Origin of the sequence: Paludibacterium purpuratum, assembly GCF_004363805.1 — a bacterium.
In the GTDB taxonomy this organism is placed as follows: Bacteria; Pseudomonadota; Gammaproteobacteria; order Burkholderiales; family Chromobacteriaceae; genus Paludibacterium; species Paludibacterium purpuratum.
The window spans coordinates 95,853-116,189 of sequence record NZ_SNZP01000001.1 but is presented as its reverse complement, the minus strand read 5'-3'; the positions used below and the strand labels follow the sequence as shown (position 1 = coordinate 116,189).

At 60.9% G+C, this 20,337-nt stretch carries 23 protein-coding genes; 11 read left to right on the top strand and 12 right to left on the bottom strand.

Annotation, left to right across the window (positions count from 1 at the left end):
* The first annotated feature begins 68 nt into the window (after window positions 1–68).
* From DFP86_RS00535 to DFP86_RS00520, 4 genes are read left to right on the top strand one after another with little or no spacing between them, the layout of a single operon-like run.
* Entirely contained in the window at window positions 69–1,508 is a 1,440-nt protein-coding gene (locus tag DFP86_RS00535; RefSeq protein ID WP_133678046.1) for an ArnT family glycosyltransferase, read from the top strand.
* Window positions 1,509–1,520: 12 nt separating this feature from the next.
* Window positions 1,521–2,528, top strand: coding sequence for a glycosyltransferase family 2 protein (locus DFP86_RS00530; protein ID WP_133678045.1), 1,008 nt, complete (start codon window positions 1,521–1,523; stop codon window positions 2,526–2,528).
* Complete coding sequence (locus DFP86_RS00525) at window positions 2,525–2,911, top strand: GtrA family protein (protein WP_133678044.1); 387 nt, start codon at window positions 2,525–2,527, stop codon at window positions 2,909–2,911. The genes DFP86_RS00530 and DFP86_RS00525 overlap by 4 nt, the downstream gene beginning before the upstream one ends.
* Window positions 2,911–3,693 carry a ChbG/HpnK family deacetylase gene (locus tag DFP86_RS00520; RefSeq protein WP_243729275.1) on the top strand — a complete coding sequence of 261 codons (783 nt, stop codon included), beginning with the start codon at window positions 2,911–2,913 and terminating at the stop codon, window positions 3,691–3,693. The genes DFP86_RS00525 and DFP86_RS00520 overlap by 1 nt, the downstream gene beginning before the upstream one ends.
* A 16-nt stretch (window positions 3,694–3,709) precedes the next feature.
* On the opposite strand, the gene DFP86_RS00515 is transcribed toward DFP86_RS00520, so the two are convergent.
* Window positions 3,710–4,375 (bottom strand): TIGR01621 family pseudouridine synthase, encoded by a 666-nt coding sequence (locus tag DFP86_RS00515; protein ID WP_133678043.1) that lies wholly within the window; start codon window positions 4,373–4,375, stop codon window positions 3,710–3,712.
* Between the two features lie 4 nt (window positions 4,376–4,379).
* A complete protein-coding gene (locus tag DFP86_RS00510; protein ID WP_243729274.1) occupies window positions 4,380–4,850 on the bottom strand; it encodes an acyl-CoA thioesterase in 471 nt (156 codons plus the stop codon).
* 71 nt (window positions 4,851–4,921) lie between these two features.
* Here DFP86_RS00510 and DFP86_RS00505 point away from each other — a divergent pair, with 71 nt between their 5' ends.
* Window positions 4,922–5,455, top strand: a complete 534-nt coding sequence (locus DFP86_RS00505) for a putative metalloprotease CJM1_0395 family protein (protein WP_133678041.1) — start codon at window positions 4,922–4,924, stop codon at window positions 5,453–5,455.
* Here the strand turns inward: DFP86_RS00505 and DFP86_RS00500 are convergent.
* On the bottom strand, window positions 5,452–7,773 hold the full coding sequence (locus DFP86_RS00500; protein WP_133678040.1) for a heavy metal translocating P-type ATPase: 2,322 nt from the start codon (window positions 7,771–7,773) through the stop codon (window positions 5,452–5,454). The genes DFP86_RS00505 and DFP86_RS00500 overlap by 4 nt on opposite strands.
* An 88-nt stretch (window positions 7,774–7,861) precedes the next feature.
* Here DFP86_RS00500 and cadR point away from each other — a divergent pair, with 88 nt between their 5' ends.
* The gene (gene cadR / locus DFP86_RS00495; protein ID WP_133678039.1) at window positions 7,862–8,299 is read left to right on the top strand and encodes a Cd(II)/Pb(II)-responsive transcriptional regulator; all 438 of its coding nucleotides are present in this window, start codon (window positions 7,862–7,864) and stop codon (window positions 8,297–8,299) included.
* An 8-nt stretch (window positions 8,300–8,307) separates the two neighbouring features.
* On the opposite strand, the gene DFP86_RS00490 is transcribed toward cadR, so the two are convergent.
* From DFP86_RS00490 to DFP86_RS00480, 3 genes are all read right to left on the bottom strand, one after another.
* The gene (locus DFP86_RS00490; RefSeq protein WP_133678038.1) at window positions 8,308–8,751 is read right to left on the bottom strand and encodes an anti-virulence regulator CigR family protein; all 444 of its coding nucleotides are present in this window, start codon (window positions 8,749–8,751) and stop codon (window positions 8,308–8,310) included.
* Between the two features lie 204 nt (window positions 8,752–8,955).
* The gene (locus DFP86_RS00485) at window positions 8,956–9,645 is read right to left on the bottom strand and encodes an LrgB family protein (RefSeq protein ID WP_243729273.1); all 690 of its coding nucleotides are present in this window, start codon (window positions 9,643–9,645) and stop codon (window positions 8,956–8,958) included.
* The gene (locus tag DFP86_RS00480; RefSeq protein ID WP_208108163.1) at window positions 9,642–10,022 is read right to left on the bottom strand and encodes a CidA/LrgA family protein; all 381 of its coding nucleotides are present in this window, start codon (window positions 10,020–10,022) and stop codon (window positions 9,642–9,644) included. Before DFP86_RS00480 ends, DFP86_RS00485 begins: the two co-directional genes overlap by 4 nt.
* Before the next feature lie 143 nt (window positions 10,023–10,165).
* On the opposite strand from DFP86_RS00480, the gene DFP86_RS00475 reads away from it, so the two are divergent.
* Both DFP86_RS00475 and DFP86_RS00470 read left to right on the top strand, forming a co-directional pair.
* A complete protein-coding gene (locus DFP86_RS00475) occupies window positions 10,166–11,056 on the top strand; it encodes a LysR family transcriptional regulator (protein ID WP_133678035.1) in 891 nt (296 codons plus the stop codon).
* Window positions 11,053–11,508: an LEA/WHy family protein gene (locus DFP86_RS00470; RefSeq protein ID WP_133678034.1), complete on the top strand. Its 456-nt coding sequence runs from the start codon at window positions 11,053–11,055 to the stop codon at window positions 11,506–11,508. The genes DFP86_RS00475 and DFP86_RS00470 overlap by 4 nt, the downstream gene beginning before the upstream one ends.
* Here DFP86_RS00470 and DFP86_RS00465 read toward each other — a convergent pair.
* A complete protein-coding gene (locus DFP86_RS00465; protein WP_133678033.1) occupies window positions 11,474–12,379 on the bottom strand; it encodes a LysR family transcriptional regulator in 906 nt (301 codons plus the stop codon). The two genes, DFP86_RS00470 and DFP86_RS00465, sit on opposite strands and share 35 nt — an antisense overlap.
* A 128-nt stretch (window positions 12,380–12,507) precedes the next feature.
* Here DFP86_RS00465 and gstA point away from each other — a divergent pair, with 128 nt between their 5' ends.
* Complete coding sequence (gstA, locus tag DFP86_RS00460) at window positions 12,508–13,113, top strand: glutathione transferase GstA (protein ID WP_133678032.1); 606 nt, start codon at window positions 12,508–12,510, stop codon at window positions 13,111–13,113.
* A gap of 75 nt (window positions 13,114–13,188) precedes the next feature.
* Here the strand turns inward: gstA and DFP86_RS00455 are convergent, their stop codons facing one another.
* The gene (locus DFP86_RS00455; protein ID WP_133678031.1) at window positions 13,189–14,004 is read right to left on the bottom strand and encodes a hypothetical protein; all 816 of its coding nucleotides are present in this window, start codon (window positions 14,002–14,004) and stop codon (window positions 13,189–13,191) included.
* 112 nt (window positions 14,005–14,116) lie between these two features.
* Window positions 14,117–14,956, bottom strand: a complete 840-nt coding sequence (locus DFP86_RS00450) for a hypothetical protein (RefSeq protein ID WP_133678030.1) — start codon at window positions 14,954–14,956, stop codon at window positions 14,117–14,119.
* 279 nt (window positions 14,957–15,235) lie between these two features.
* Between DFP86_RS00450 and DFP86_RS00445 the strand changes: the two genes are divergently transcribed.
* The gene (locus DFP86_RS00445; protein WP_133678029.1) at window positions 15,236–15,760 is read left to right on the top strand and encodes a GNAT family N-acetyltransferase; all 525 of its coding nucleotides are present in this window, start codon (window positions 15,236–15,238) and stop codon (window positions 15,758–15,760) included.
* On the opposite strand, the gene DFP86_RS00440 is transcribed toward DFP86_RS00445, so the two are convergent.
* Window positions 15,757–16,731, bottom strand: a complete 975-nt coding sequence (locus DFP86_RS00440) for a LysR family transcriptional regulator (RefSeq protein WP_133678028.1) — start codon at window positions 16,729–16,731, stop codon at window positions 15,757–15,759. The genes DFP86_RS00445 and DFP86_RS00440 overlap by 4 nt on opposite strands.
* Before the next feature lie 122 nt (window positions 16,732–16,853).
* On the opposite strand from DFP86_RS00440, the gene DFP86_RS00435 reads away from it, so the two are divergent.
* The gene (locus DFP86_RS00435) at window positions 16,854–18,074 is read left to right on the top strand and encodes an MFS transporter (protein ID WP_133678027.1); all 1,221 of its coding nucleotides are present in this window, start codon (window positions 16,854–16,856) and stop codon (window positions 18,072–18,074) included.
* Window positions 18,075–18,188: 114 nt separating this feature from the next.
* Here DFP86_RS00435 and sucD read toward each other — a convergent pair whose 3' ends face one another.
* Window positions 18,189–19,076 carry a succinate--CoA ligase subunit alpha gene (sucD, locus tag DFP86_RS00430; protein WP_133678026.1) on the bottom strand — a complete coding sequence of 296 codons (888 nt, stop codon included), beginning with the start codon at window positions 19,074–19,076 and terminating at the stop codon, window positions 18,189–18,191.
* Between the two features lie 23 nt (window positions 19,077–19,099).
* Entirely contained in the window at window positions 19,100–20,266 is a 1,167-nt protein-coding gene (gene sucC, locus DFP86_RS00425; protein WP_133678025.1) for an ADP-forming succinate--CoA ligase subunit beta, read from the bottom strand.
* Between the last annotated feature and the right edge of the window lie 71 nt (window positions 20,267–20,337).

Here is a 20,337-nt window from a genome sequence, read left to right as displayed (position 1 = left end):
TTAAAAGCATATTAAGCTTTGCTGGTATAAAATAGCCGGTTGCAAAAATTGCCGTTTCAGGAATCGACATGGAACAGACTCGACGACGCGTGGTAAGGGTTTTGATGGCTTTGCTGGTCATCCGGCTAATCGCCATGTTCGTCATCCCGCTCAACGACACCACCGAAGCACGGTACGCGGAAATCGCCCGCAAGATGCTGGAGACCGGCAACTGGGTCACGCTGCTGCACGATTACGGTGTGCCGTTCTGGGCAAAACCGCCGCTATCGACCTGGTTGTCCGCTGCCACCATGGGACTATTCGGTGTCAACGCGTTCGCTGTGCGCCTACCGGCGCTGTTGCTAGCCATCGGCGCAGGCTGGCTGATCTGGTTGGTCGCGCGCCGCCGCCAAGGTATCGACGCCGCCTGGATCGCACTGCTCGCGCTCGCGGGCGGGCTGCTGTTCTACCTGTGCGCCGGTACGGTCATGACCGACCCGGCGCTGATGTTCTGCGTCACGCTGTCGCAGGTGGCGTTCTGGCTGGCGCTACGCGAACGCAGCAAATTGTGGGGCTACCTGTTTTTCGCGGGTCTCGGCCTGGGCTTGCTGGCCAAAGGACCGCTGGCCATTGTGTTGGTCGGCATGCCGATCTTCATCTGGCTTTGCCTGCGGCGCGAGTGGATGACGATGTGGCGCGGTCTACCCTGGCTGGGTGGCCTGCTGCTGATGCTAGCCATCGGCGTACCCTGGTACATCCTGGCGGAAATGCGCACACCGGGCTTCCTAAACTATTTCATCATGGGCGAGCATGTACACCGCTTCCTCGATCCGGGCTGGAAGGGCGACCGTTATGGTTTTGCCCATGCCACGCCGCATGGCATGATTTGGCCTTTCGCCTTCGCCGGCCTGCTGCCTTGGTCGCCGCTTGCGATCTATTGGCTGTGCCGGCGCAGACCCGCGCCGGCAGGCGAAGCGGACGATGGCTGGATGTCGTATATCGTGTTGTGGTCGCTGATGGCGTTGGCGTTTTTCACCTTGTCTGGCAATATTATCTTCCCGTATCCGCTGCCGATGACCGGCGGCTTCGCCCTACTGTTCGCCGAACTGTGGCGTCGGAGCCGGATGGCGAGCGCCCCGGTCGTTTGGCTCGGGCTCAGTGCGGGCTTGATCACGCTGGCGGCGACGCTGGCTTTCGTCGCGCTGCCCGGCAAGGTCGGCCGTACCCAGGAGACGTTGATCCGTGCCTGGCAGGCAGAGCACCCGACAGCAGATAGCCGGCTACTGTACTGGGACACCCGGCGCGAGTTCTCCGCCGAGTTCTATTCGCAAGGGCGCGTGCGTACCAGTACCGATGCACAAGCCGCACTGGCGCTGCTGCAAGACCATACGGTGGACTACATCGCCACGACGCCAAACGACTACTTGACCTTGCCTGCCTCGGTCAAACAAGCTTTTGAAGAAATCGGTCGCTTCCACAACCCGGGCGAAGTCACCCTGTTGTTGCGCAAGCGACAAGGCAATGCCTGACCAGGATCCGCTATGACCGAAGATTTTGTCCCAGAATATCTATTGCAACTTCGTGCCGCCGAGCGGCCGGCCGATCCGCTGGTCAGTTGCATCGTGCCGGCCTTCAACGAAGCGGAGAATATCGCACCGCTATTGCACACCCTGCATCAGATCCTACTGGCCCAGGGGCTGCGCCACGAATTGATCGTGATCGACGATGGCAGCCGCGATGCCACGGTCGAGCGGGTATTGCGCCTCAAGGAGCAATTGCCGGTCACCTTGGTGCAACTTTCGCGCAACTTCGGCAAAGAATTGGCGCTGACCGCCGGGATCGATCTGGCGCGCGGCGACGTGGCGGTGCTGATCGACGGCGATTTCCAGCACCCGCCGGAAATGATTCCGGCTTTCCTCGACAATTGGCGCAAGGGCTACGACATGGTCTACAGCGTGCGCGCCAGCCGCGAGGGAGAGAGCTTCGCCAAGCGCTGGTTCACGAGGGTGTTCTATACGCTGCTCAATACCGGCGCGCAATTGAAGATTCCCGAGAACACCCAGGATTTCCGCGTACTGGATCGGTGCATCCTGGATGCGCTACGCCAAATGCCGGAGCGTAACCGCTTCATGAAGGGGCTGTACAACTGGGTCGGATTCACCCGATTGGGCGTAGAAACCCATACCAACGACCGGCGCGGCGGCCAGAGCAGCTTCAACCTTTACCGCTTGCTCGGTCTGGGGCTAACCGGTTTGACCGCGTTCTCCAATGTGCCGCTGCGGATCTGGACCCTGGTGGGTAGCATCATCTCGCTGACCTCGATCGCCTATGCGCTGTTCGTCCTGCTGCAAACGCTGCTGTATGGCAACGATCAGCATGGCTGGCCGACGCTGATCGTCGCCATCATGTTCCTCGGCGGCGTACAGCTATTGTCCATCGGCGTGCTGGGCGAATACATCGGCCGGATCTTCACCGAAGTGAAACTTCGCCCATCCTACTTCGTCAGCCGCATCACCCACCTGACGAGCAGCGACGAGGGCCGCGAGTGAAACGGCAGTTGTTCTGGTTCGGGGTCGTCGGCATCAGCGCATTGGTGGTGCACTACCTGACGGTGACCGTCGTACTGACGCCGTTGGGGTTGGCGCCGCTCATCGCCAATGTCGCCGCCTTCCTGTTGGCGTTCCAGGTCAGCTACTGGGGCCACCGTCAATTCACCTTCGGTCACAGCGGCACGCCGCACCGGCAATCGCTGCCGCGCTTTTTCGGCGTTGCCTGCCTGAGCTTCTTCGTCAACGAAGCTCTCTATGCGCTATTGCTACGCTTCACCGCGCTCGACTATCGCGTCTCGCTGCTGATCGTGCTATTCGCCGTGGCCGCGCTGACCTTCGTACTGAGTAAACTGTGGGCCTTCCGCGCGAGGAGCGCGGTCTGATGCGCCGCCTGGTTCTATGCGCCGACGATTTCGCCCAATCGCCCGGTATCAGTCGCGGCATTCTCGAACTGATCGGCGCCGGTCGCTTATCCGCCACCAGCGTGTTCGCACAATCCCCCTACTGGCGAGAACTGGCGAGCGAACTCGCACCGTTGCCGGTGGACGTCGGCCTGCACTTCAATCTGACGGAGCCGTTGGGCCAGCCGGTGCGCGGCTTGAGTTATTGGTTGTTGGCGAGCCAACTACGGCTGTTGGCGCGCGCCGATCTGCGCGACCGGCTGCTGGCTCAGATCGACGCCTTCTGCGACGCCCTCGGCCGCTTGCCGGATTATCTGGACGGCCACCAGCATGTACACGCACTCCCCGTGGTGCGCCAAGCGCTGACCGAGGCGATCGCACTGCGCTGGCATGATCGCGCGCCACCCTATGTACGCCGCCCGGACCGTCTGGCCGACCTTGGCGACAGCGGCTTCAAGGGACAGGTGCTCAAGCAGTGCTGTCACGGGTTCAGCGCACATTTGCAGCGCCATGGCCTGACCGGCCCCGATTGGTTCGCCGGCCTTTACTCGTTGACGCCCGGCGCCGACTTCGCCGCGCTGATGCAGCGCTGGCTCGCTCGGCTGCCCGACGGCGCCCTGATCATGTGCCATCCGGGCCATGCCGATCCCCTGCCCGACCCTATCGCCGCGACGCGGCCACTCGAATACGCCTATCTGGCGAGCGATCGATTCAACGCCGACTGCGCTGCCAATGGCGTGCGGCTCGCGCGCTACGCCGGCTGATTCATCGGCCACATGCTCACCAGGCAGTGGGGTGCCAATCGGGCAGCGCGATCAACGAACGAAAATCCTCTCGCAGAAATAATGCGCCCTGCTGCGGCGCGCATTCGAAAGCAAAGACTTCGCCATCGAGTTCGAACCGCAGCCACCAGGCATGCAGATACCCCCGATCCACCGGCTCGGCGCTTGCCGGGTGATAGAGCGGATCGCCGATGATCGGCGCGCCGAGACTTTTCAAGGCGACGCGCAATTGATGTGTCCTGCCAGTCAGCGGCTTGAGGAAGAAGACACGCACGCCGGGCGCGAGCGATGTGCTGAGAAAACGGGTTTCGGCCGGGTGTTGGCGGCTGGGCAATAAGCGCCAGGCACCGCCGCGGCCTTTCTCCATGTCGCCGCGGATCAAGCCCTGTTTCTTCGCCGGCTTGCGATCCGACAGCGCCAAATAGCGCTTGTCGATGCGCCGCTCCGCCAAAGCGGAGGCCAATTGCCGAGCGGCGTCGGGGCTACGGGCGAGCAACAACAGTCCAGAGGTCATGCGATCTAGGCGATGCACCGGCCAAACCGGCCCAAGCGCCGCCCGCACCGACTCCACCAAACCGGCCTCCTCGCCATGGCGGTGGAAGCTGACACCGGGGGATTTGTCGATCAGAAAAAAACGCGGGTCTTGATGAACCAAACGAAACATAGCGTCAATCCACCGCCAGGTCGCGCATGCGCGCCTCGGCCTCCATGCGCATCTTGCGGCGGATCTCCGCTGCGCGGAAACGCTTCTTTTGCTCATCGGTATCGAGCGTCAACGGCGGTACCGGCATCGACTTGCCATCCTGCCACGCCACCATGGTGAAATAACAACTATTGGTATGGCGTACCAGCCGCTGCTGGATGTTTTCCGCCACCACTTTGATGCCGACCTCCATCGAGGTGCGACCAACGTGATTGACGCTGGCGAAGAAAGTCACCAGCTCGCCGACGTGGATCGGCTGCTTGAACAGCACCTGATCGACCGACAGCGTCACCACATAGCTGCCGGCATAGCGGCTGGCACAGGCATAAGCCACCTGGTCGAGCAGCTTGAGCAACACGCCGCCGTGCACGTTGCCGGAAAAATTCGCCATATCGGGCGTCATCAGCACCGACATCTTCAGCTCGCGCTCAACCATGCGCGCACTCCTTCTAGATTGATTTGACATGCCAAACTGCTAAGATCATAGCAGTACAAGGGCTTGTTTCCATGTCGATTTCATCCATCAGCGCCAGCACCTTCGGCAGCGCCAGCCCTTACCCGGCTAGCGGCAGCCAAACGTTGACGCCCGCCCAGCAGCAAGAAGTGGCCCGACTCCAGGCCATCGACCGGGACGTGCATGCTCACGAGCAGGCCCACCTGGCCGCGGCCGGCGGACTCGCCACCAGCGGTGCCAGTTTCAGCTACGAAACGGGACCGGACGGCAAGCGCTATGCGGTAGGCGGTGAGGTTTCGATCGATACGTCGCCGGGCCGCACGCCGCAAGAAACACTGGATCGGGCCCGGCGCATTCAACAGGCGGCGCTGGCGCCGGCCGACCCTTCGCCGCAGGATCGGCGAGTGGCGGCCGAAGCCGCGCAGCAGATCGCCCGTGCCGAAGCGCAACTGCGCGAAGCCCAAGCCCAACAAAACAAAACAGCCGGCGGCACCAACAACGCCACCGGCCCTTCTTCCTACTCCGCAGCCGGCACCGGGGTCAACAACAGCGCCTCGGCCGGCAGCCTGATCAATACCTACGCCTAGGGCTTGTGTCGTGCCAGGCGCAAACCGTTGCCGACCACGATCAAGCTGGCGCCGACATCGGCGAAAACCGCCATCCAAAGCGTTGCCAAGCCAGACAACGCCAAGGCGAAGAACACCAGCTTGATCGCCAGTGCCAAACCCAGGTTGAAACGCAGCACCCGCATGGTTCGGTGCGCCAGGGACAGCATTTGCGGTAGCTTGGCCAGCCGGTCGTCCATCAAAGCCACCGAGGCGGTTTCCAGTGCCGTATCCGATGCCGCGCCCATGGCGACACCCAGGTCGGCACGCGCCAGGGCGGGTGCGTCGTTGACGCCGTCGCCGACCATGGCCACCACACCGTAGCGGGCCTGCAGCCGCTCGATCTGCGTCAGTTTATCTTCAGGTAGCAAAGCGCCCTGCGCGTCGTCGATACCGGTCACCCGCCCCAGACTGTCGACCACCCGCTGATTATCGCCCGAGAGAATGACCGCATGCACGCCAAGCGCCGCCAGGCGGGACACCGCCGCCGCGGCCTCGGGTCGTACCCGATCCGCCACGGCGATCGCCCCAAGCGCCCGCGAGCCCTCGAGCAACAGCAAGGCGGCCTGCCCCTGGAGTTCGATCTCATCCAACGACTGCTGCAGCGCCGGACCCCATGCACCGGCATCGCGCGCCATGCGCTGGCTGCCAAGAGACAGTTGGCGGCCGGCGATCATGCCGCTCACCCCCAAACCCGCCTGCTCGCGCAACTGTTCGGCCGGCGGCAAGTCAAGCTGGCGCGCGCCAGCGGCCGACAGCAAGGCTCGAGCCAAAGGATGGGTCGAATGTGCGTCCAACGCGGCGGCCAGGCGCAGCACCTCGACCTCGTCGCACTCGGCCAACGGAAGGATACGCACGACTTCGGTCTGTCCGGTCGTCAGGGTGCCGGTCTTGTCGAAAGCCACGGCGCGCACACGGGCGGCGGTTTCCAGCGCTTCGCCGCCTTTGATCAACAACCCGTGCCGCGCGGCGGCGGCCAGCGAGCTGACCAGCGTTACCGGCGTGGCGATCACCATGGCGCAGGGGCAGGCGATCACCAACAACACCAGCGACTGGTAGAAAGCGGTGCGGGCCGGCATCAGACCGAACAGCGGCAACAGAATGGCGGCGGCCACCGCCAGCAATACCACAGCCGGGGTATAGATCCGAGCGAAGCGGTCGATAAAACGCTGGGTCGGCGCCTTCGAGGCCTGGGCATCGCGCACGCTGTCGATAATGCGCGCCAGCACCGAGCCGTCGGCCGGCGCGCGCGCAACGATCTCGACCATGCCCTGGCCGTTGATGCTGCCGGCGAATACCGGCTCGCCTTCGCCTTTGTCGCGCGGCAGGCTTTCGCCGGTGATCGGCGCCTCGTTGAAATCGCTGCGGCCGACCACGATATCGCCGTCCAACGGCACCCGCTCTCCAGGCCTAACCCGCAGCTTGTCGCCCACCGCGACCTCCGCCACGGCCACTTCGCGCCAGTCATCGCCCGCACGCACCCAGGCGGTCGCCGGCGCCAGGCTCATTAGCTCGCGCACGGCCCGACCGACACGCGACAGCGACATGGCTTCCAGCTTTTCCGCCAAACCGAACAGGAACAGCACCATGGCCGCTTCCGGCCACTGGCCGATCAGCAGGGCGCCGCTCACGGCCAGCGCCATCAGGAAATGAATGTTCAGCACGCGGGAACGCAATGCGATCCAGCCCTTTTTCAGGGTCGGCAGGCCACCGCAGGCAATCGACAGCACGGCCAGCAGAACCACCAGCGGATGCTGGTCGTGCATCCCCCAGGCCACCCCCTCGGCCGTGAACGCCGCCACGCCGGACAACGCAAACCATCCCTGTCCGCCATGCCGCGTCGAGGCCGCCGGTTCGGAAGCTGCACCGGCAGACAAGGGTTCGGCGCGCATGCCGACATGAGCGATCGCATCGATCAAGCGCTGGGATTCCAGTCGTTCGTGCTCGACCGTCAGCACCCGCTCGAAGAAATCGAAATGCAGCTCGGTCACGCCCGGCACACCCGCCAACGCCTTCTCGATCAAGCGAGCCTCGGTCGGACAATCCATCGCCTGAATGCGCAGCCGGGTACTTTCGGCACCGGCCTTGTCGCTTAAACGGGCCTTCAGAACACCGCCATCGGTGCCGCCACAACATGCGCCAGCCTGGTGCGCGTGCTCATGCGAATGTTCATGCTCGTGCTCGTGCTCGTGCTCATGATGAGCTTCGTGCTCTTGCTGGTGCTCGTGTGCGCTGACAGTCTCGGTACAGCCATGTCCGTGACAGCCACAACGCTGTTGATGGGTGGTCGATTCGCTCATGGGGCAATCCTTGCCATGCAGTTCGGTTGTAGTCAATTTCACACCCTGAAGCTACTATAGGGTCAAGATCTTTTTTGCGAGCATCATCATGCTGATCGGCGAACTAGCCAAAATGGCTGGCTGCGAAGTGGAGACCATCCGCTACTACGAGAAGGAAAAACTTCTCACTGCACCTGACCGCAGTCCGGCAGGCTACCGTCATTACCGCAGCGAACATCTGGGCGAATTGAACTTTATTCTGCACTGCCGCTCGTTGGGCATTTCCCTGGCGGAGATCCGACAGCTGGCCGATTTTCGCGCCGACCCGACGCTGGCGTGCGAGGAAATCAACCAACTGATCGACCGCCACATCAAAAGCGTGCACCAACAGGTCGAATCCCTGCGCCTGCTTGAGCAGCAACTGCAGGTATTGCGCCAGCGTTGCCCGCAGGCGAGCGATGCCGCGCACTGCGGGATTCTGCAAACGCTGGTGCAGGCCGCCGAAGGCGAAGGTTGTGCCTGCCACGACAGCGAGCGGTCAAGCTGACGAGACGATTATTTGAATACCCCGCGAAACACCGCGCTCACCGTATTGGTTGAGATCGACACCTGAATCAAGGTATCGCCGGCAACACGCCATTCATGGGCCTCATCGCGTGGCAATTGCGCCAACATCCCAGGCGGCGGCAGGCGCTTGGCGATTCCCGGCGGCAGCGGTTTGCCGCGCGCCAGATTCTTGGCGATTCCCGGCGGCAATGCCGGATAGCCGACCAAACCGTCGTTCACCGCCAGAGCGCGCGCTTGGCCGTAGGATATGCCGACCCCCACGGCGGCTTCGTCCTGCGCCATCCGTTTGTTCGACTTGCCATGGCCCATGCCATGCCCTTGCCCGTGTCCTTGGCCATTACCGTTGCCGCCCGGATCCGCCATGACCGTCGGCGCCATCGCCAGCGAGGCGATCAGCACGACTGCCGACACAACAAAACGATGTTTATCCATTGTGTTCACCTCATATAAAGAAATGGGAGTCGGGTCTTGTCTGTCGCACGAAGCATGCATCAAACAAGACCTGACTCCCATATAAAATATATAGCAAAAAAAATGGGCCGGCGATTGGCCGGCCCGAATCAACGCTCGTTATGGGACATACGGAGAAATTCTTCCGCGATGGTGCCCACACAGCACACAGGGAAACGTTTACTGCTACTGCAAATACATTGCGATCAGCGGCGCGGCGAACACGGTAGCGACACCGCCCAGCATCATGGTCAAGCTGGCGACCACCCCTTCCTCGGCGCCGATCTCCAACGCCTTGGCGGTGCCGGCCGCATGAGCCGCCGCGCCGAACAGCGCACCTCGCGCCAGTTTGCTGCGTAAGGGCAACAGCGCCAGCATCATTTCGCCGAACAACATGCCGCACACACCGGTAATCACGACAAACACGGCGGTCAGCTGCGGCGATCCGCCAATGCTACCGGTCGTCACCAGGGCGAACGGCGTACTGATCGATCGAGGTGCCAGGCTGCGTTGCAGCAGGTCCGACAGGTTCAACCATCTTGCCAACATCACCGAGCTGATCACCGCGACCGGCATCCCAACCAACACACCCGCGCTGAGGGACAGCCAATGTTTGCGAATCAACTGACGATGCTCGTAAATCGGTACTGCAAAGGCGACAGTCGCGGGGCCAAGCATCCAGCCCAACCAATGCGTCACCTGAAAATATTCAGCGAACGGCTCGTGCAACAGCTGCACCAGCAATATCAGCAAAGCCGGAACGGCAATCAGCGGCGAGCTCCACCAAGCCCTGTGCTGGCGATAACCCCATTTAACGCCCCAATACAGCGCCAAGGTCACCAACATCCAACACCATGCCACTATCTGCGCCATCATGCCGTCCTTCCGCGCCATTGGCGCTTGAGCATGATCTCCAGCCGATAACAACGGTCGACCACCAATGAGGTGACAACCATGACGATCGCGGTCGAAATCACGATCACCAACAGAATCTTCAATCCGGCGGTTATAATCACATCCGGGTACTGCACGACCGAAACCACGGCGGGAATAAAGAACAACAACATTTCCGCCAACAGCCATCGTGCGCCATCCCTGCACCACTCGACCGGAAGCCATCCCAGCCAGAGCACCCCGAGCACCAGGAACATCCCCAGCACCCCGGCGGGCACCACTGGCAGGAACTGACTACTCAATCTATTGGCTGCCAGCCAAACCGCGCTGAACAACACGACTTGAACCAAAGTCCGCATCGTATTCGTACAACTGGAAAACCTTGCTGCCAACATGATCGAGCCACAACACAACACAGGGAGAGACGCTAGTATAGGAGCGCTGCTAACATTCTAAAAATGAATTAAACTTATAAAATCGATTCCATTATGGAATGTTATAGATGGACATCCGCGCACTGCGCTACTTTACAGAAGTGGTTCGCCAACAAAGCTTTACCCGGGCAGCCGAAAAGTTGTTCGTCACCCAGCCGACCATCAGCAAGATGATGAAACAACTGGAGGATGAGCTCGGCATGCCGCTGTTTATCCGCGAGGGGCGCGGCTTTCGCCTCACCGATGCCGGCCAGGTCACCTTCGAGCGCGGTCAGGACGTGCTCTCGGCCATGACTCGCATGAAAACCGAGCTCTCCGACTTGGTATCGCTCGAGCGTGGCGAACTGATGGTCGGCTTACCGCCGATGTCTGGCGGCGCCTTCCTGGCACCGGTGGTCAGCGCATTCCGAGAACGTTATCCGAATATTGAACTCAAAGTGGTGGAAGACGGCGCCGTCGCAATCGAAAATAGCGTCAGGAGCGGCCAGTTGGAAATCGGTGCCGCGGTACTGCCGGTGGACAGCCAGGTGTTCGAGCAATTCGGCTTCGCGCGCGACCCGTTATGCGTGGTGGCACCGGCCGGATCGCCGTGGCAGGGACGCGAATCGGTTCGATTGGCCGATGTGGCCGATTGGCCCATCGTGTTCTTTCCGGAGGATTTCACGCTGAGCCGGCGAATCCGCGACGGTTTCGCCCGACTCGGCCAGCCGATGCGCATCGCCGGTCGCAGTGCGCACTGGGACTTCATCGTCGCCATGGTCAACGCCAAGCTCGGCATCGCGTTGCTGCCGCAATCTGTCACCGACCGGCTGGAGTCCTGGCCGTTCGACGTGATCCGGCTGGATGAAGAGCAAATCGTCTGGAATCTTGGCCTGATCTGGCAAAAAGACGTTTATTTATCACACGCTGCGCGCGCCTGGATTCAGGTCACGCAAGAAATTTTGGGGAAGTTGCCATGAAAAGAAAACTTCGCGCCTGTGCCATGTTATTGGTATTGGGCCTACTCGGCGCCTGTGGCGATCTATCGCTGAAAAAACCCGAAGTGCAAGTCGCCAGCATCGAAGCCGGCAAAACATCGCTCTTGGAACAGGACTTCACCGTCACGCTCCGCGTGCAGAACCCTAACGACCGCGACCTGAACGCTCAAGGTCTGTACTTCGACTTGACCAGCCACGGCAAGAAGATCGGCTCGGGCATCAACAATCAGCCGATCGCGATCCCCGCCATGGGCGAAGGCACCGTGCCGCTGACCGTGCACACCTCGCTGCTCGAACTGCTGCAGCTGACGCAAAGCGCACTGCAGCAAGGCAACACCACGCTGGACTACCAGATCAGCGGCTATCTGGACGGCCTCAACGGCTGGGGCAGGATTCCGTTCAAGCGCGAGGGGCAGTTGAAGTTGCCGCATTGAATGTGCCGCGCAACATACTGAACAACGCTTGCACCGGTTTGGCGCCGACTGCGGCCGGCGCCTGCACCAGACCGTAGCTGCGGAAAATGCCGGGCTGTAGCGCCAGCATCCGCACCCCCGCCAGATCGACAGGCACGGTCGATTCCGGCAGCACCGCCACGCCCAGCCCCTCCTTCACCAGCACCGCCGCGCTGGCCCAATCATGGACAGTGACACGGATCTGGTTCAAGAAAACGCCGGCTTGGGCACTCAAACTTAGTGCATTGTTGCGGCAGCCGCCAGTAGCCGCGATGAAGGGCTCGTCGGCCAGCTCCGCCCACGAGACACCTTGTTGTCTCGAACGTCTGGCCAGTGGGTGGGCGTTCGGCACCAGTACCACCCATTCGGAACGGCCAAGCATGATCGGCGAGCGCTCGGGGGGCGGATTCAACATCACCCCGACTTCGGCGGTACCGTCCTCCAGCCAGGACTCGACCTCCACATCGCTACCTTCCAGCATGACCAACTCGATACCGGGGTGCCGGCGCCGGAATGGCCCGAGCAAGTCGGGCAACACATGCGAAAAAGCGGAAGGGAAACTAGCGAGACGGATGCGGCCATGCCCAAGGCCCTGGTTTTCGTCGGCAAACGCCCGGATTGCCTCCCACGCCCCCAGCATGTCGCGCGCTTGGGCGATGATGTGCTCCCCCAGCTCGGTGACGGCGACATGGCGCCGCTCGCGGCGGAACAGCGGCATGCCAAGATGCGCTTCCATTTGTGCAATCGCCTGACTAGCGCCCGATTGCGTCATGCCGACCCGTTCCGCCGCCCGCGTGATATTGGCCAGATCCGCCACGGCAACCAGCAGTTGCCAATGCGTCAAATTCATCATGGAATCAGTAGCTCAACTAATGGTTCGAAATTGGCGTGTTAATTTTACCGTGGCACTCGCCCACGGCAGACTCGTTGGTGTTCATTCAGGCCGTATCGGCCTATTCGACCCTACGTGGAGGAGCACTGATGAAACTGTATTACATCCCCTATACCTGCTCGCTTTCGCCGGATATCGTCTTGCGAGAGCTCGGTGTGGACTTCGATCTGATCCGCGTCGACAAGGAAAGCAAGCGCACAGCGGATGGCAGGGACTTCCTGCAAATCAATCCCAAAGGCTATGTCGCCGCGGTGGAACTCGATAATGGCGAGGTACTGACGGAAGGACCGGCCATCATTCAGTATCTTGCCGACCAGTATCCCGAGAGCGGGCTCGCCCCCGCCAACGGTACACTCGCCCGGACCCGCTTGCAGGAGTGGCTCAACTACATCACCAGCGAACTACATCACGGTTCGGCGGTGTTGTTCAACGATTTTCTGAGCGATGAGGTCAAAGCGAAATTTCGCCTCAAACTAGATGAGCGCATGCGCATCGTCGAGGCGAGACTGGCCGAGCACGAGTACCTCTTCGGCGAACGTTTCAGCGTAGCCGACGCCTATCTGTTCACCGTGCTGAGCTGGTTCAAATTCCTCGGCATCGACCTGGCGACATGGCCCGCGACACAGCGCTATCTGCGCGCGACGGCACGCCGCCCGTCGGTGCGCGATGCGCTCATGGGCCAATCGGCCGCATAGTGTTTACCTAGCCGCGACGATGCTGCGGATTCCGGAGAGGACTTGACGGTAGTCCTCGAGGAATCCGCACATTCCTTATGGCTTGGGTTTGACCTTGGTCTGGCCCTCGACAATCGTTCCTTTCAGATGCTTGACTCGCAGCACCGCGCTATCGGCCGAAAGCTGGGTGATGACACCGTCGCCGAGCATGGTTTGCTCTCCCAGCAGCAGCTTGCCGGTACTCGGGTCGGGAATCGGTTGGCCGTCTTCGTAAATCAACATGGTGCTGTCGTCTTCCAGCCCATCTGCGGCGCCGAGATTGATGATGTACTTCTTATCGGCGCTATTTTTGACGATATTGCCTTCTAATGGGTAAACGGTCTGGATCTCGCTCTTCAGCTTGTCCTGCAAGTCGGAAAGCGAGTCGTCCAGGCATTTATCCTTGTCGTCGGAATAATTTCTAACGTTGGCGAACAGGGTCTTGGTCACCATGCCTGTTTGCACATCGATCAGCCTCATCTCCAGTGTAAGAATAGTGATGTAAGCCGCTTTTTTGTTATTGCTATCCGGCACGATTTCATCCGGATGCAGAGGGCTTTCCGAACCGTTGACGCGGGCAACGGCCACCATTTGCGCGCCGGCTTGCTTGCCTAGATTGGCGAGCGTCTTTGGATTGGCGCCGAGTAGTCCTGCTGGCTGCTGCTTTAACGCGTTCAGCATGGCGGTTTGCTGGCCAGGTGCAACGGTGGTGAAGCGGCGGCTATTGACCAATGTCTGAGCATACGCATCGGAGATGGCGGCAATCGGCAGGTTTGAATTGGACTCAAGAACCGGCAGCACCGTCACTGTCGGGTTGGCAAAAGCGCCGAGGCCGAATACCCAAAACATTGCAAGCTGCAAAAAACGTTTCATTCTTTAATATCCTTACACAATTTTCTTTTCAAATATCCGATGCGCATTTTTCGCTCGGCAATTGTTCTATGTATGAAGAAACATTGGCACACATTACCCAGCCTATCGCCCCTTATAGCTTTGGCGTTACCAGGGTTTTTCCTGGCTCCACCGCCCCATCCAGACCCGAGGCTTCCAATACCGCAATATCGCCCGATATCTGGGTAATCTTGCCCACGCCGAGAATGACCCGCTCACCTTTGGTCACCTTGCCGGATACGGGGTCCACGCTGTTTTTGCCATCGTTGTAAACGATCATTTTGTTGCCTATTTCCTTGGCTTGGCAGGCATTGATATCGAACAAATATTCGCCAGCGGATCTGACTTTGACAATATGGGCGCTCAGCGGATAACGGTCGGCTATTTCTCGTTGCAGTGTGACCTGAAATTTTTCGAGACTTTCGTTGATGGCGGCATTGGTCATCATATTTTTATAGGTATCGTTGACATGTATATTGTCAGATACCTGGCCAGTATTAACATCAACCAACACCATATCGGCGGTCAATAAAGAGGGATAGTCCCAATACACATTGACAGAAAATGCAAGCATACCGGTAAGCACGAGAGCACTTGGAGCAACATGCATAGTTTTAGATATCGAGTGGTGCACGCTAACCAAGGCCACCATGTCTGCCCCGGCCTGTTTACCAACAAGTGCCACGGCGGCCGGATCGGCTTTCAGTAATTCCGTTTGCGGAAACTTGAGCTTATTCAACAAGGCTTTGGGTTGTGCCGGTTTGATCAGCGTAAAACGATACGTATTGGCAAATGCCAGGTTAATCGTATCGTCAAGGAGCGCTTCAGGGATTGCCGCAGAGGTCTCAATAACGGGAAGCAGCGCGATCGTTTGGCCTGCCCAAGCGCTATAACCGGATAACCACAGCGCGGCAAGGAGCAGAAGGCGTTTCATTGATTGTTTCCTTTATTTTGAATTCTTATTTTCTTATTAATTCAGTAATATTACGGCTGAAGCTTATCTTACCAAGAGTGCGGTTTGGTTGCACAAATTCAAACCATCAAAATCATTATTGACAATCACTCTCACGCCTCAGCGATTCCCAATCATCGCTCAATGAAAAAGGCATATTTTCGATTCATACGCCTAAGCCATTTGCTGTACGATACTTATTCAAAGATCATTTCACGATCATGATCGACGTCACGGCGGCACCTAGCTATGAGGGTAAAAATGGCACTATTAACACGCGAGATTCACATTCAATCGATCCGATTATCGCTGCAGCCATTCACCGCCAGCGACGCCGGCGAGGCCTACGGCTGCATCACCCCGACGCTGGCGCGTTTTATGTCGTGGGATCCGCCCGCCAACCGGGCATCGTTCGACCAGATCTACCAGTCGTGGTTAACGTCGATGGCGGATGGCACGGACTATGTGTTCGCGATACGACAGCGCGCCGATGACCATTTCTTGGGCTTGGCCGGTTTGCACCACCTGCGGGAGGACAGTCCGGAACTCGGCATCTGGATTCGCGAAGACAGCCACGGCCATGGCTTTGGCCGCGAAGCGGTGCGACTGGTGGCGCAATGGGCAGCGCAAACGATGCCCCCGGCCAGCTTCACTTATCCGGTGGCGGAGCAGAACAGCCCCAGTCGAGGCATCGCCGAGTCGCTGGGCGGGATGGTGATCGACCGCTGCGAGAAGCCGAAGTACACCGCCGTGATTTATCGCATCCCCTGTCCCCCAGCGTCCTAACCCGCACTGTCGAAAAGCGCCCCCCCTTCGGCACGAATGAGGTCAATGAAGCGCCGAAGCCGGGCTGGGTAGAAGCGGGCGTAGGGATAGACCAGACTTACCGGCAGAGGGGCAGCCTGCCATTCCGGCACCAACTGGACCAGTTGGCCGTTGGCCAACGCCTCGGTCAACGCCCAGCGCGAGCCGATGCCGACGCCTAGGCCGCGGATGGCGGCGCTGCGCAAGGCATACAGGCTGTCGGTGCTAAAACGCGGCTTGATCTGCAGGCGTTTGCGCTTATGGCTGACGGTGTGTTCCAGTAGCACCTCGTTGCGATAGTAGGTGTGCAGCGCGAGCCAAGGCAGCTTGGCCAACTCGCCCGCGTCCTGCGGCACATCCCGCCCGGCCAATAGCGACGGCGCGGCCACGACGATGCGCTGCACCTGCCCTAGCGGAATAGCCACCAGTCCGGGGTCGGTCACTTCGCCGACCTGAATGGCACAGTCGATACCGGCGGAGATGTAGTCGTGAATGGCACGATCGTCGTGCAGCAGCCACTCCACCGTCATGCCGGCGTGCTGTTGCAGGTAACGGGCCAGCGGGCCGACCAGCCGGTCTTGACCGAAGGCGTGCGGCACAATCACCCGTAGCGTCCCTTCAGGCTCCTCGCGTGCGCCTTTCAATTCCGATTCGAAGCGGGCCCAACCGGCCAGCAGCTCCTTGGCGCGCTCGTAGCAGCGCTCGCCGTCCTGGGTCAGGCGCATGGTATGGGTGGTGCGCTGGAGCAAGCGCAGCCCCAGCGCACGTTCAAGGGTTTGCAGGCGGCGGCTGACGGTGGGCTGGGTGGTGCCCAATTGCGCCGCCGCGGCGGAGAGGTTGCCGGCTTCGACGATACGCAAGAACGTCAACATCAGTTCGATTCGATCGCCGGTACCCGGCGGCAAGAGCAGCGTCCCGCTCGGGATCTTACTTTGCGAGTCATCCAGGGCCATTGGCGTTTTTTCGTTCATAGTCATACGTTAAATGTATAACAAATCTACATTTTGCGCACCTACCCATGCATCACGCGCACAGCCATCATGCAGACGTTATCCATCGTTCCATGAGGTTGATCATGTCCACGACCGAAGTGCTACCGGCCGAAGAAGCACCGGCCATCTCGCAAACGGCCGCACACCCCCTATCGCGCGCGCTGATTCTGTTGCTGGCCGTGGCTGCTGGCCTATCGGTGGCTTGCCTGTACTACAGCCAGCCGATGTTGGGGGTGATGGCCGGCGATATCGGCGCGTCGAGCCGCGCCGTCGGCTTGATTCCGACTTTGACCCAGTTAGGCTACGCGCTGGGCATTCTGCTACTGGCGCCGCTGGGCGACCGTCACGACCGCCGCAATATCATGCTGGTCAAGGCGATGCTGCTGGTTCTGGCGCTGCTGTTGGCGGCGCTGTCCCATTCGCTCGCCGCCTTGCTGCCCGCTTCGCTCATGATCGGGCTGATGGCGACCATGGCGCAGGACATCGTGCCGGCCGCCGCCACGCTGTCGCCGGAAGCCGCGCGTGGCAAGGTGGTCGGTACGGTCATGACCGGCTTGCTCACCGGCATTTTGCTCTCAAGAGTGGTGAGCGGCCTGGTGGCCGAGCAGTTCGGCTGGCGCACCATGTTCTTCATCGCCGCGGGCAGCATTGTGCTGATTAGCCTGGCGATTCGTCGCTTCCTGCCCCATGTGCGTCCGACGACGACCCTGCCCTACCACGCCTTATTGGCGTCACTGTGGACGCTGTGGCGGCGACATGATGCACTGCGTCGCGCCGCGATCGCGCAAGGCCTGCTGTCGCTGGGCTTCAGCGCCTTCTGGTCGACACTGGCGCTGATGCTCGCCGATGCGCCGTTCCATCTGGGCAGCGCCGTGGCCGGCGCCTTCGGTCTAGCCGGCGCCGCCGGTGCTTTGGCCGCGCCGCTGGCCGGCCACATGGCGGATCGGCGCGGGCCGGAAGTGGTCACGCGCATCGGCGCGGGGCTTGCCATCATCGCTTTCGCACTGCTGAGCTTGGCTACGACCTGGCCGGCCACGGCGCAATTGATCGCGCTCGGCATCGGTACGGTGCTATTCGACCTGGGCGTGCAAGCCAGCCTGATCGCACACCAGTCGGTGATCTACCGGATCGACCCGGCGGCGCGCAGCCGGCTCAACGCCGTGCTGTTCGTCGGGATGTTCATCGGCATGGCGGCGGGCTCGGTCAGCGGCAGCTGGTTGCTGGCGAGCCATGGCTGGCTCGGCGTGACTGGGCTTGCGGCCGTTGCTTCGTTGGCCGCGCTGGGTGTGCGGTGCTGGAAGTAGCAACGTCGGCCGTGGGAGCGGTTTTAACCGCGGCGGCCATCGCGGCTCAAGCCGCTCCCACAAAAAAAGCGCCGGCATCATGCCGGCGCTTTGTCTTTGCTAGATCCTGCGGGCTTAAGCCATGCCCTTGGACTTCAATAGTTCCATCATGGTGCTGCCGATTTCCGCCGGGCTGCGGGTGTAGGCCATGCCGGCCTTTTCGAAGGCGCGGAACTTCTCTTCAGCCGTGCCCTTGCCGCCGGAGATGATGGCGCCGGCGTGGCCCATGCGCTTGCCCTTGGGGGCGGTGACGCCTGCGATGTAGCCGACCACCGGCTTCTTCACCTCGGACTGGATGTATTCGGCCGCTTCTTCCTCGGCGGTGCCGCCGATCTCGCCGATCATCACGATCGCTTCGGTTTCCGGGTCGTTCTGGAACAGTTTCAGCGCGCCGACATGGTTCAGCCCCGGAATCGGGTCGCCGCCGATGCCGATGCAGGTGGTCTGGCCCAGGCCCAGCTTGGTGGTTTGCGCCACGGCTTCGTAGGTCAAGGTGCCGGAGCGCGAGATGATGCCGATCTTGCCGCGGCGGTGGATATGACCCGGCATGATGCCGATCTTGCACTCGCCCGGGGTGATGATACCGGGGCAGTTCGGGCCGATCAGGGTCACGCCGCCAACGGTTTCGATGTAACGCTTGGCCTTGAGCATGTCCAGCGTGGGGACGCCTTCGGTAATGCAGACGATCAGCTCGATACCGGCATCGACCGCTTCGACAATCGAGTCGAGCACGAACGGCGCCGGCACGAAAATCACCGAGGCATTGGCGCCGGTGGTGCGCACGGCTTCGTTCATGGTGTTGAACACCGGACGGCCGAGGTGGGTCGCGCCGCCCTTGCCCGGGGTCACGCCGCCGACGATCTGGGTGCCGTAGGCCATGCACTGTTCGGCATGGAAGGTGCCGTTCTTGCCGGTAAAGCCTTGTACCAGCACCTTGGTGTCTTTGTTTACAAGTACGCTCATTGTTCTGTCCTTTTTGTGCTGGGTTAGGCTTTGACGGCGGCCACGATCTTGCCGGCGGCGTCGGCGAGGCCATCGGCCGGCGTCAGCTTCAGACCGGACTCGGACAAGAGCTTGGCGCCCAATTCCGCATTATTGCCTTCCAGACGCACCACGACCGGCACGGTCACATGCACTTCCTTGACCGCGGCGATGATGGCTTCGGCAATCATGTCACAACGAACGATGCCGCCGAAGATGTTGATCAGCACGCCTTCCACCGACGGATCGGCCAGGATCAGCTTGAACGCCTCGATCACGCGCTCCTTGGTGGCGCCGCCGCCCACGTCGAGGAAGTTGGCCGGTTGACCGCCGTAGAGCTTGATGATGTCCATGGTCGCCATCGCCAGACCGGCGCCGTTGACCATGCAGCCGATATTGCCTTCCAGCGCGACGTAGTTCAGATCGAACTCGGAGGCCTTGAGCTCGCGCTCGTTTTCCTGGCTCTTGTCGCGTTGAATCGACAGCTCCGGGTGGCGATACAGCGCATTGCTGTCGATACCGATCTTGGCGTCCACGCAAGCCAGCGCACCGTTGGCGCGTACCGCCAGCGGGTTGATTTCGAACAGGGCGAAATCGTTGTCCACGAAGGCCTGGTAGGCGCCGAGCATCAGCTTGGTGAAGGCGGCGATCTGTTCACCCTTGAGATTCAGGGCAAAAGCCACTTCGCGCGCCTGGCACGGCTGCATGCCGACCAGCGGGTCGACGGTCACCTTGATGATCTTTTCCGGGGTTTCCTCGGCCACCTTCTCGATTTCCACACCGCCTTCGGTGGAGGCCATGAAGGTGACGCGGCGGCTACCGCGGTCGACCACGGCGCCCAAGTACAGTTCGCGCTCGACCGGGTACATGTCTTCGCACACCAGCACCGAGTTCACCGGCTGTCCCAGTGCGTCGGTCTGATAGGTCACCAGCCGGGTGCCCAGCAACGACTTGGTCACATCGGTGGCTTCTTCGCGGCTCTTGACCACTTTGACGCCGCCGGCTTTGCCGCGACCGCCGGCATGCACTTGGGCCTTGATCACGGCGAATTTGCCGCCGAGCGTGTCGAACGCGGCTGCGGCTTCTTCAGGCGTCGCCGCCAACACGCCCTGCTGCACCGGCAGACCGTACTTGGCCAACAGCGCTTTCGCTTGGTATTCGTGGAGGTTCATCTATGGTTTCCTTTTCACTGGGCCGGCGGCTCGCACCGCCGTGCCAGATGGTGGCTGATTTGCAGCTTCTT

Bases quoted from the DNA above. Each gene is read 5' to 3' on its own strand.
- DFP86_RS00505 (WP_133678041.1), top strand. From the start codon at position 4,922: ATGTCGATTTCATCCATCAGCGCCAGCACCTTCGGCAGCGCCAGCCCT.
- DFP86_RS00450 (WP_133678030.1), bottom strand. From the start codon at position 14,956: ATGAAACGCCTTCTGCTCCTTGCCGCGCTGTGGTTATCCGGTTATAGC.
- DFP86_RS00470 (WP_133678034.1), top strand. From the start codon at position 11,053: ATGAAAAGAAAACTTCGCGCCTGTGCCATGTTATTGGTATTGGGCCTA.
- DFP86_RS00535 (WP_133678046.1), top strand. From the start codon at position 69: ATGGAACAGACTCGACGACGCGTGGTAAGGGTTTTGATGGCTTTGCTG.
- DFP86_RS00485 (WP_243729273.1), bottom strand. From the start codon at position 9,645: ATGATGGCGCAGATAGTGGCATGGTGTTGGATGTTGGTGACCTTGGCG.
- DFP86_RS00490 (WP_133678038.1), bottom strand. From the start codon at position 8,751: ATGGATAAACATCGTTTTGTTGTGTCGGCAGTCGTGCTGATCGCCTCG.
- DFP86_RS00500 (WP_133678040.1), bottom strand. From the start codon at position 7,773: ATGAGCGAATCGACCACCCATCAACAGCGTTGTGGCTGTCACGGACAT.
- DFP86_RS00515 (WP_133678043.1), bottom strand. From the start codon at position 4,375: ATGTTTCGTTTGGTTCATCAAGACCCGCGTTTTTTTCTGATCGACAAA.
- cadR (WP_133678039.1), top strand. From the start codon at position 7,862: ATGCTGATCGGCGAACTAGCCAAAATGGCTGGCTGCGAAGTGGAGACC.
- sucD (WP_133678026.1), bottom strand. From the start codon at position 19,076: ATGAGCGTACTTGTAAACAAAGACACCAAGGTGCTGGTACAAGGCTTT.
- DFP86_RS00445 (WP_133678029.1), top strand. From the start codon at position 15,236: ATGGCACTATTAACACGCGAGATTCACATTCAATCGATCCGATTATCG.
- DFP86_RS00435 (WP_133678027.1), top strand. From the start codon at position 16,854: ATGTCCACGACCGAAGTGCTACCGGCCGAAGAAGCACCGGCCATCTCG.
- DFP86_RS00475 (WP_133678035.1), top strand. From the start codon at position 10,166: ATGGACATCCGCGCACTGCGCTACTTTACAGAAGTGGTTCGCCAACAA.
- sucC (WP_133678025.1), bottom strand. From the start codon at position 20,266: ATGAACCTCCACGAATACCAAGCGAAAGCGCTGTTGGCCAAGTACGGT.
- DFP86_RS00465 (WP_133678033.1), bottom strand. From the start codon at position 12,379: ATGATGAATTTGACGCATTGGCAACTGCTGGTTGCCGTGGCGGATCTG.
- DFP86_RS00440 (WP_133678028.1), bottom strand. From the start codon at position 16,731: ATGGCCCTGGATGACTCGCAAAGTAAGATCCCGAGCGGGACGCTGCTC.
- gstA (WP_133678032.1), top strand. From the start codon at position 12,508: ATGAAACTGTATTACATCCCCTATACCTGCTCGCTTTCGCCGGATATC.
- DFP86_RS00455 (WP_133678031.1), bottom strand. From the start codon at position 14,004: ATGAAACGTTTTTTGCAGCTTGCAATGTTTTGGGTATTCGGCCTCGGC.
- DFP86_RS00510 (WP_243729274.1), bottom strand. From the start codon at position 4,850: ATGGTTGAGCGCGAGCTGAAGATGTCGGTGCTGATGACGCCCGATATG.
- DFP86_RS00480 (WP_208108163.1), bottom strand. From the start codon at position 10,022: ATGCGGACTTTGGTTCAAGTCGTGTTGTTCAGCGCGGTTTGGCTGGCA.
- DFP86_RS00520 (WP_243729275.1), top strand. From the start codon at position 2,911: ATGCGCCGCCTGGTTCTATGCGCCGACGATTTCGCCCAATCGCCCGGT.
- DFP86_RS00530 (WP_133678045.1), top strand. From the start codon at position 1,521: ATGACCGAAGATTTTGTCCCAGAATATCTATTGCAACTTCGTGCCGCC.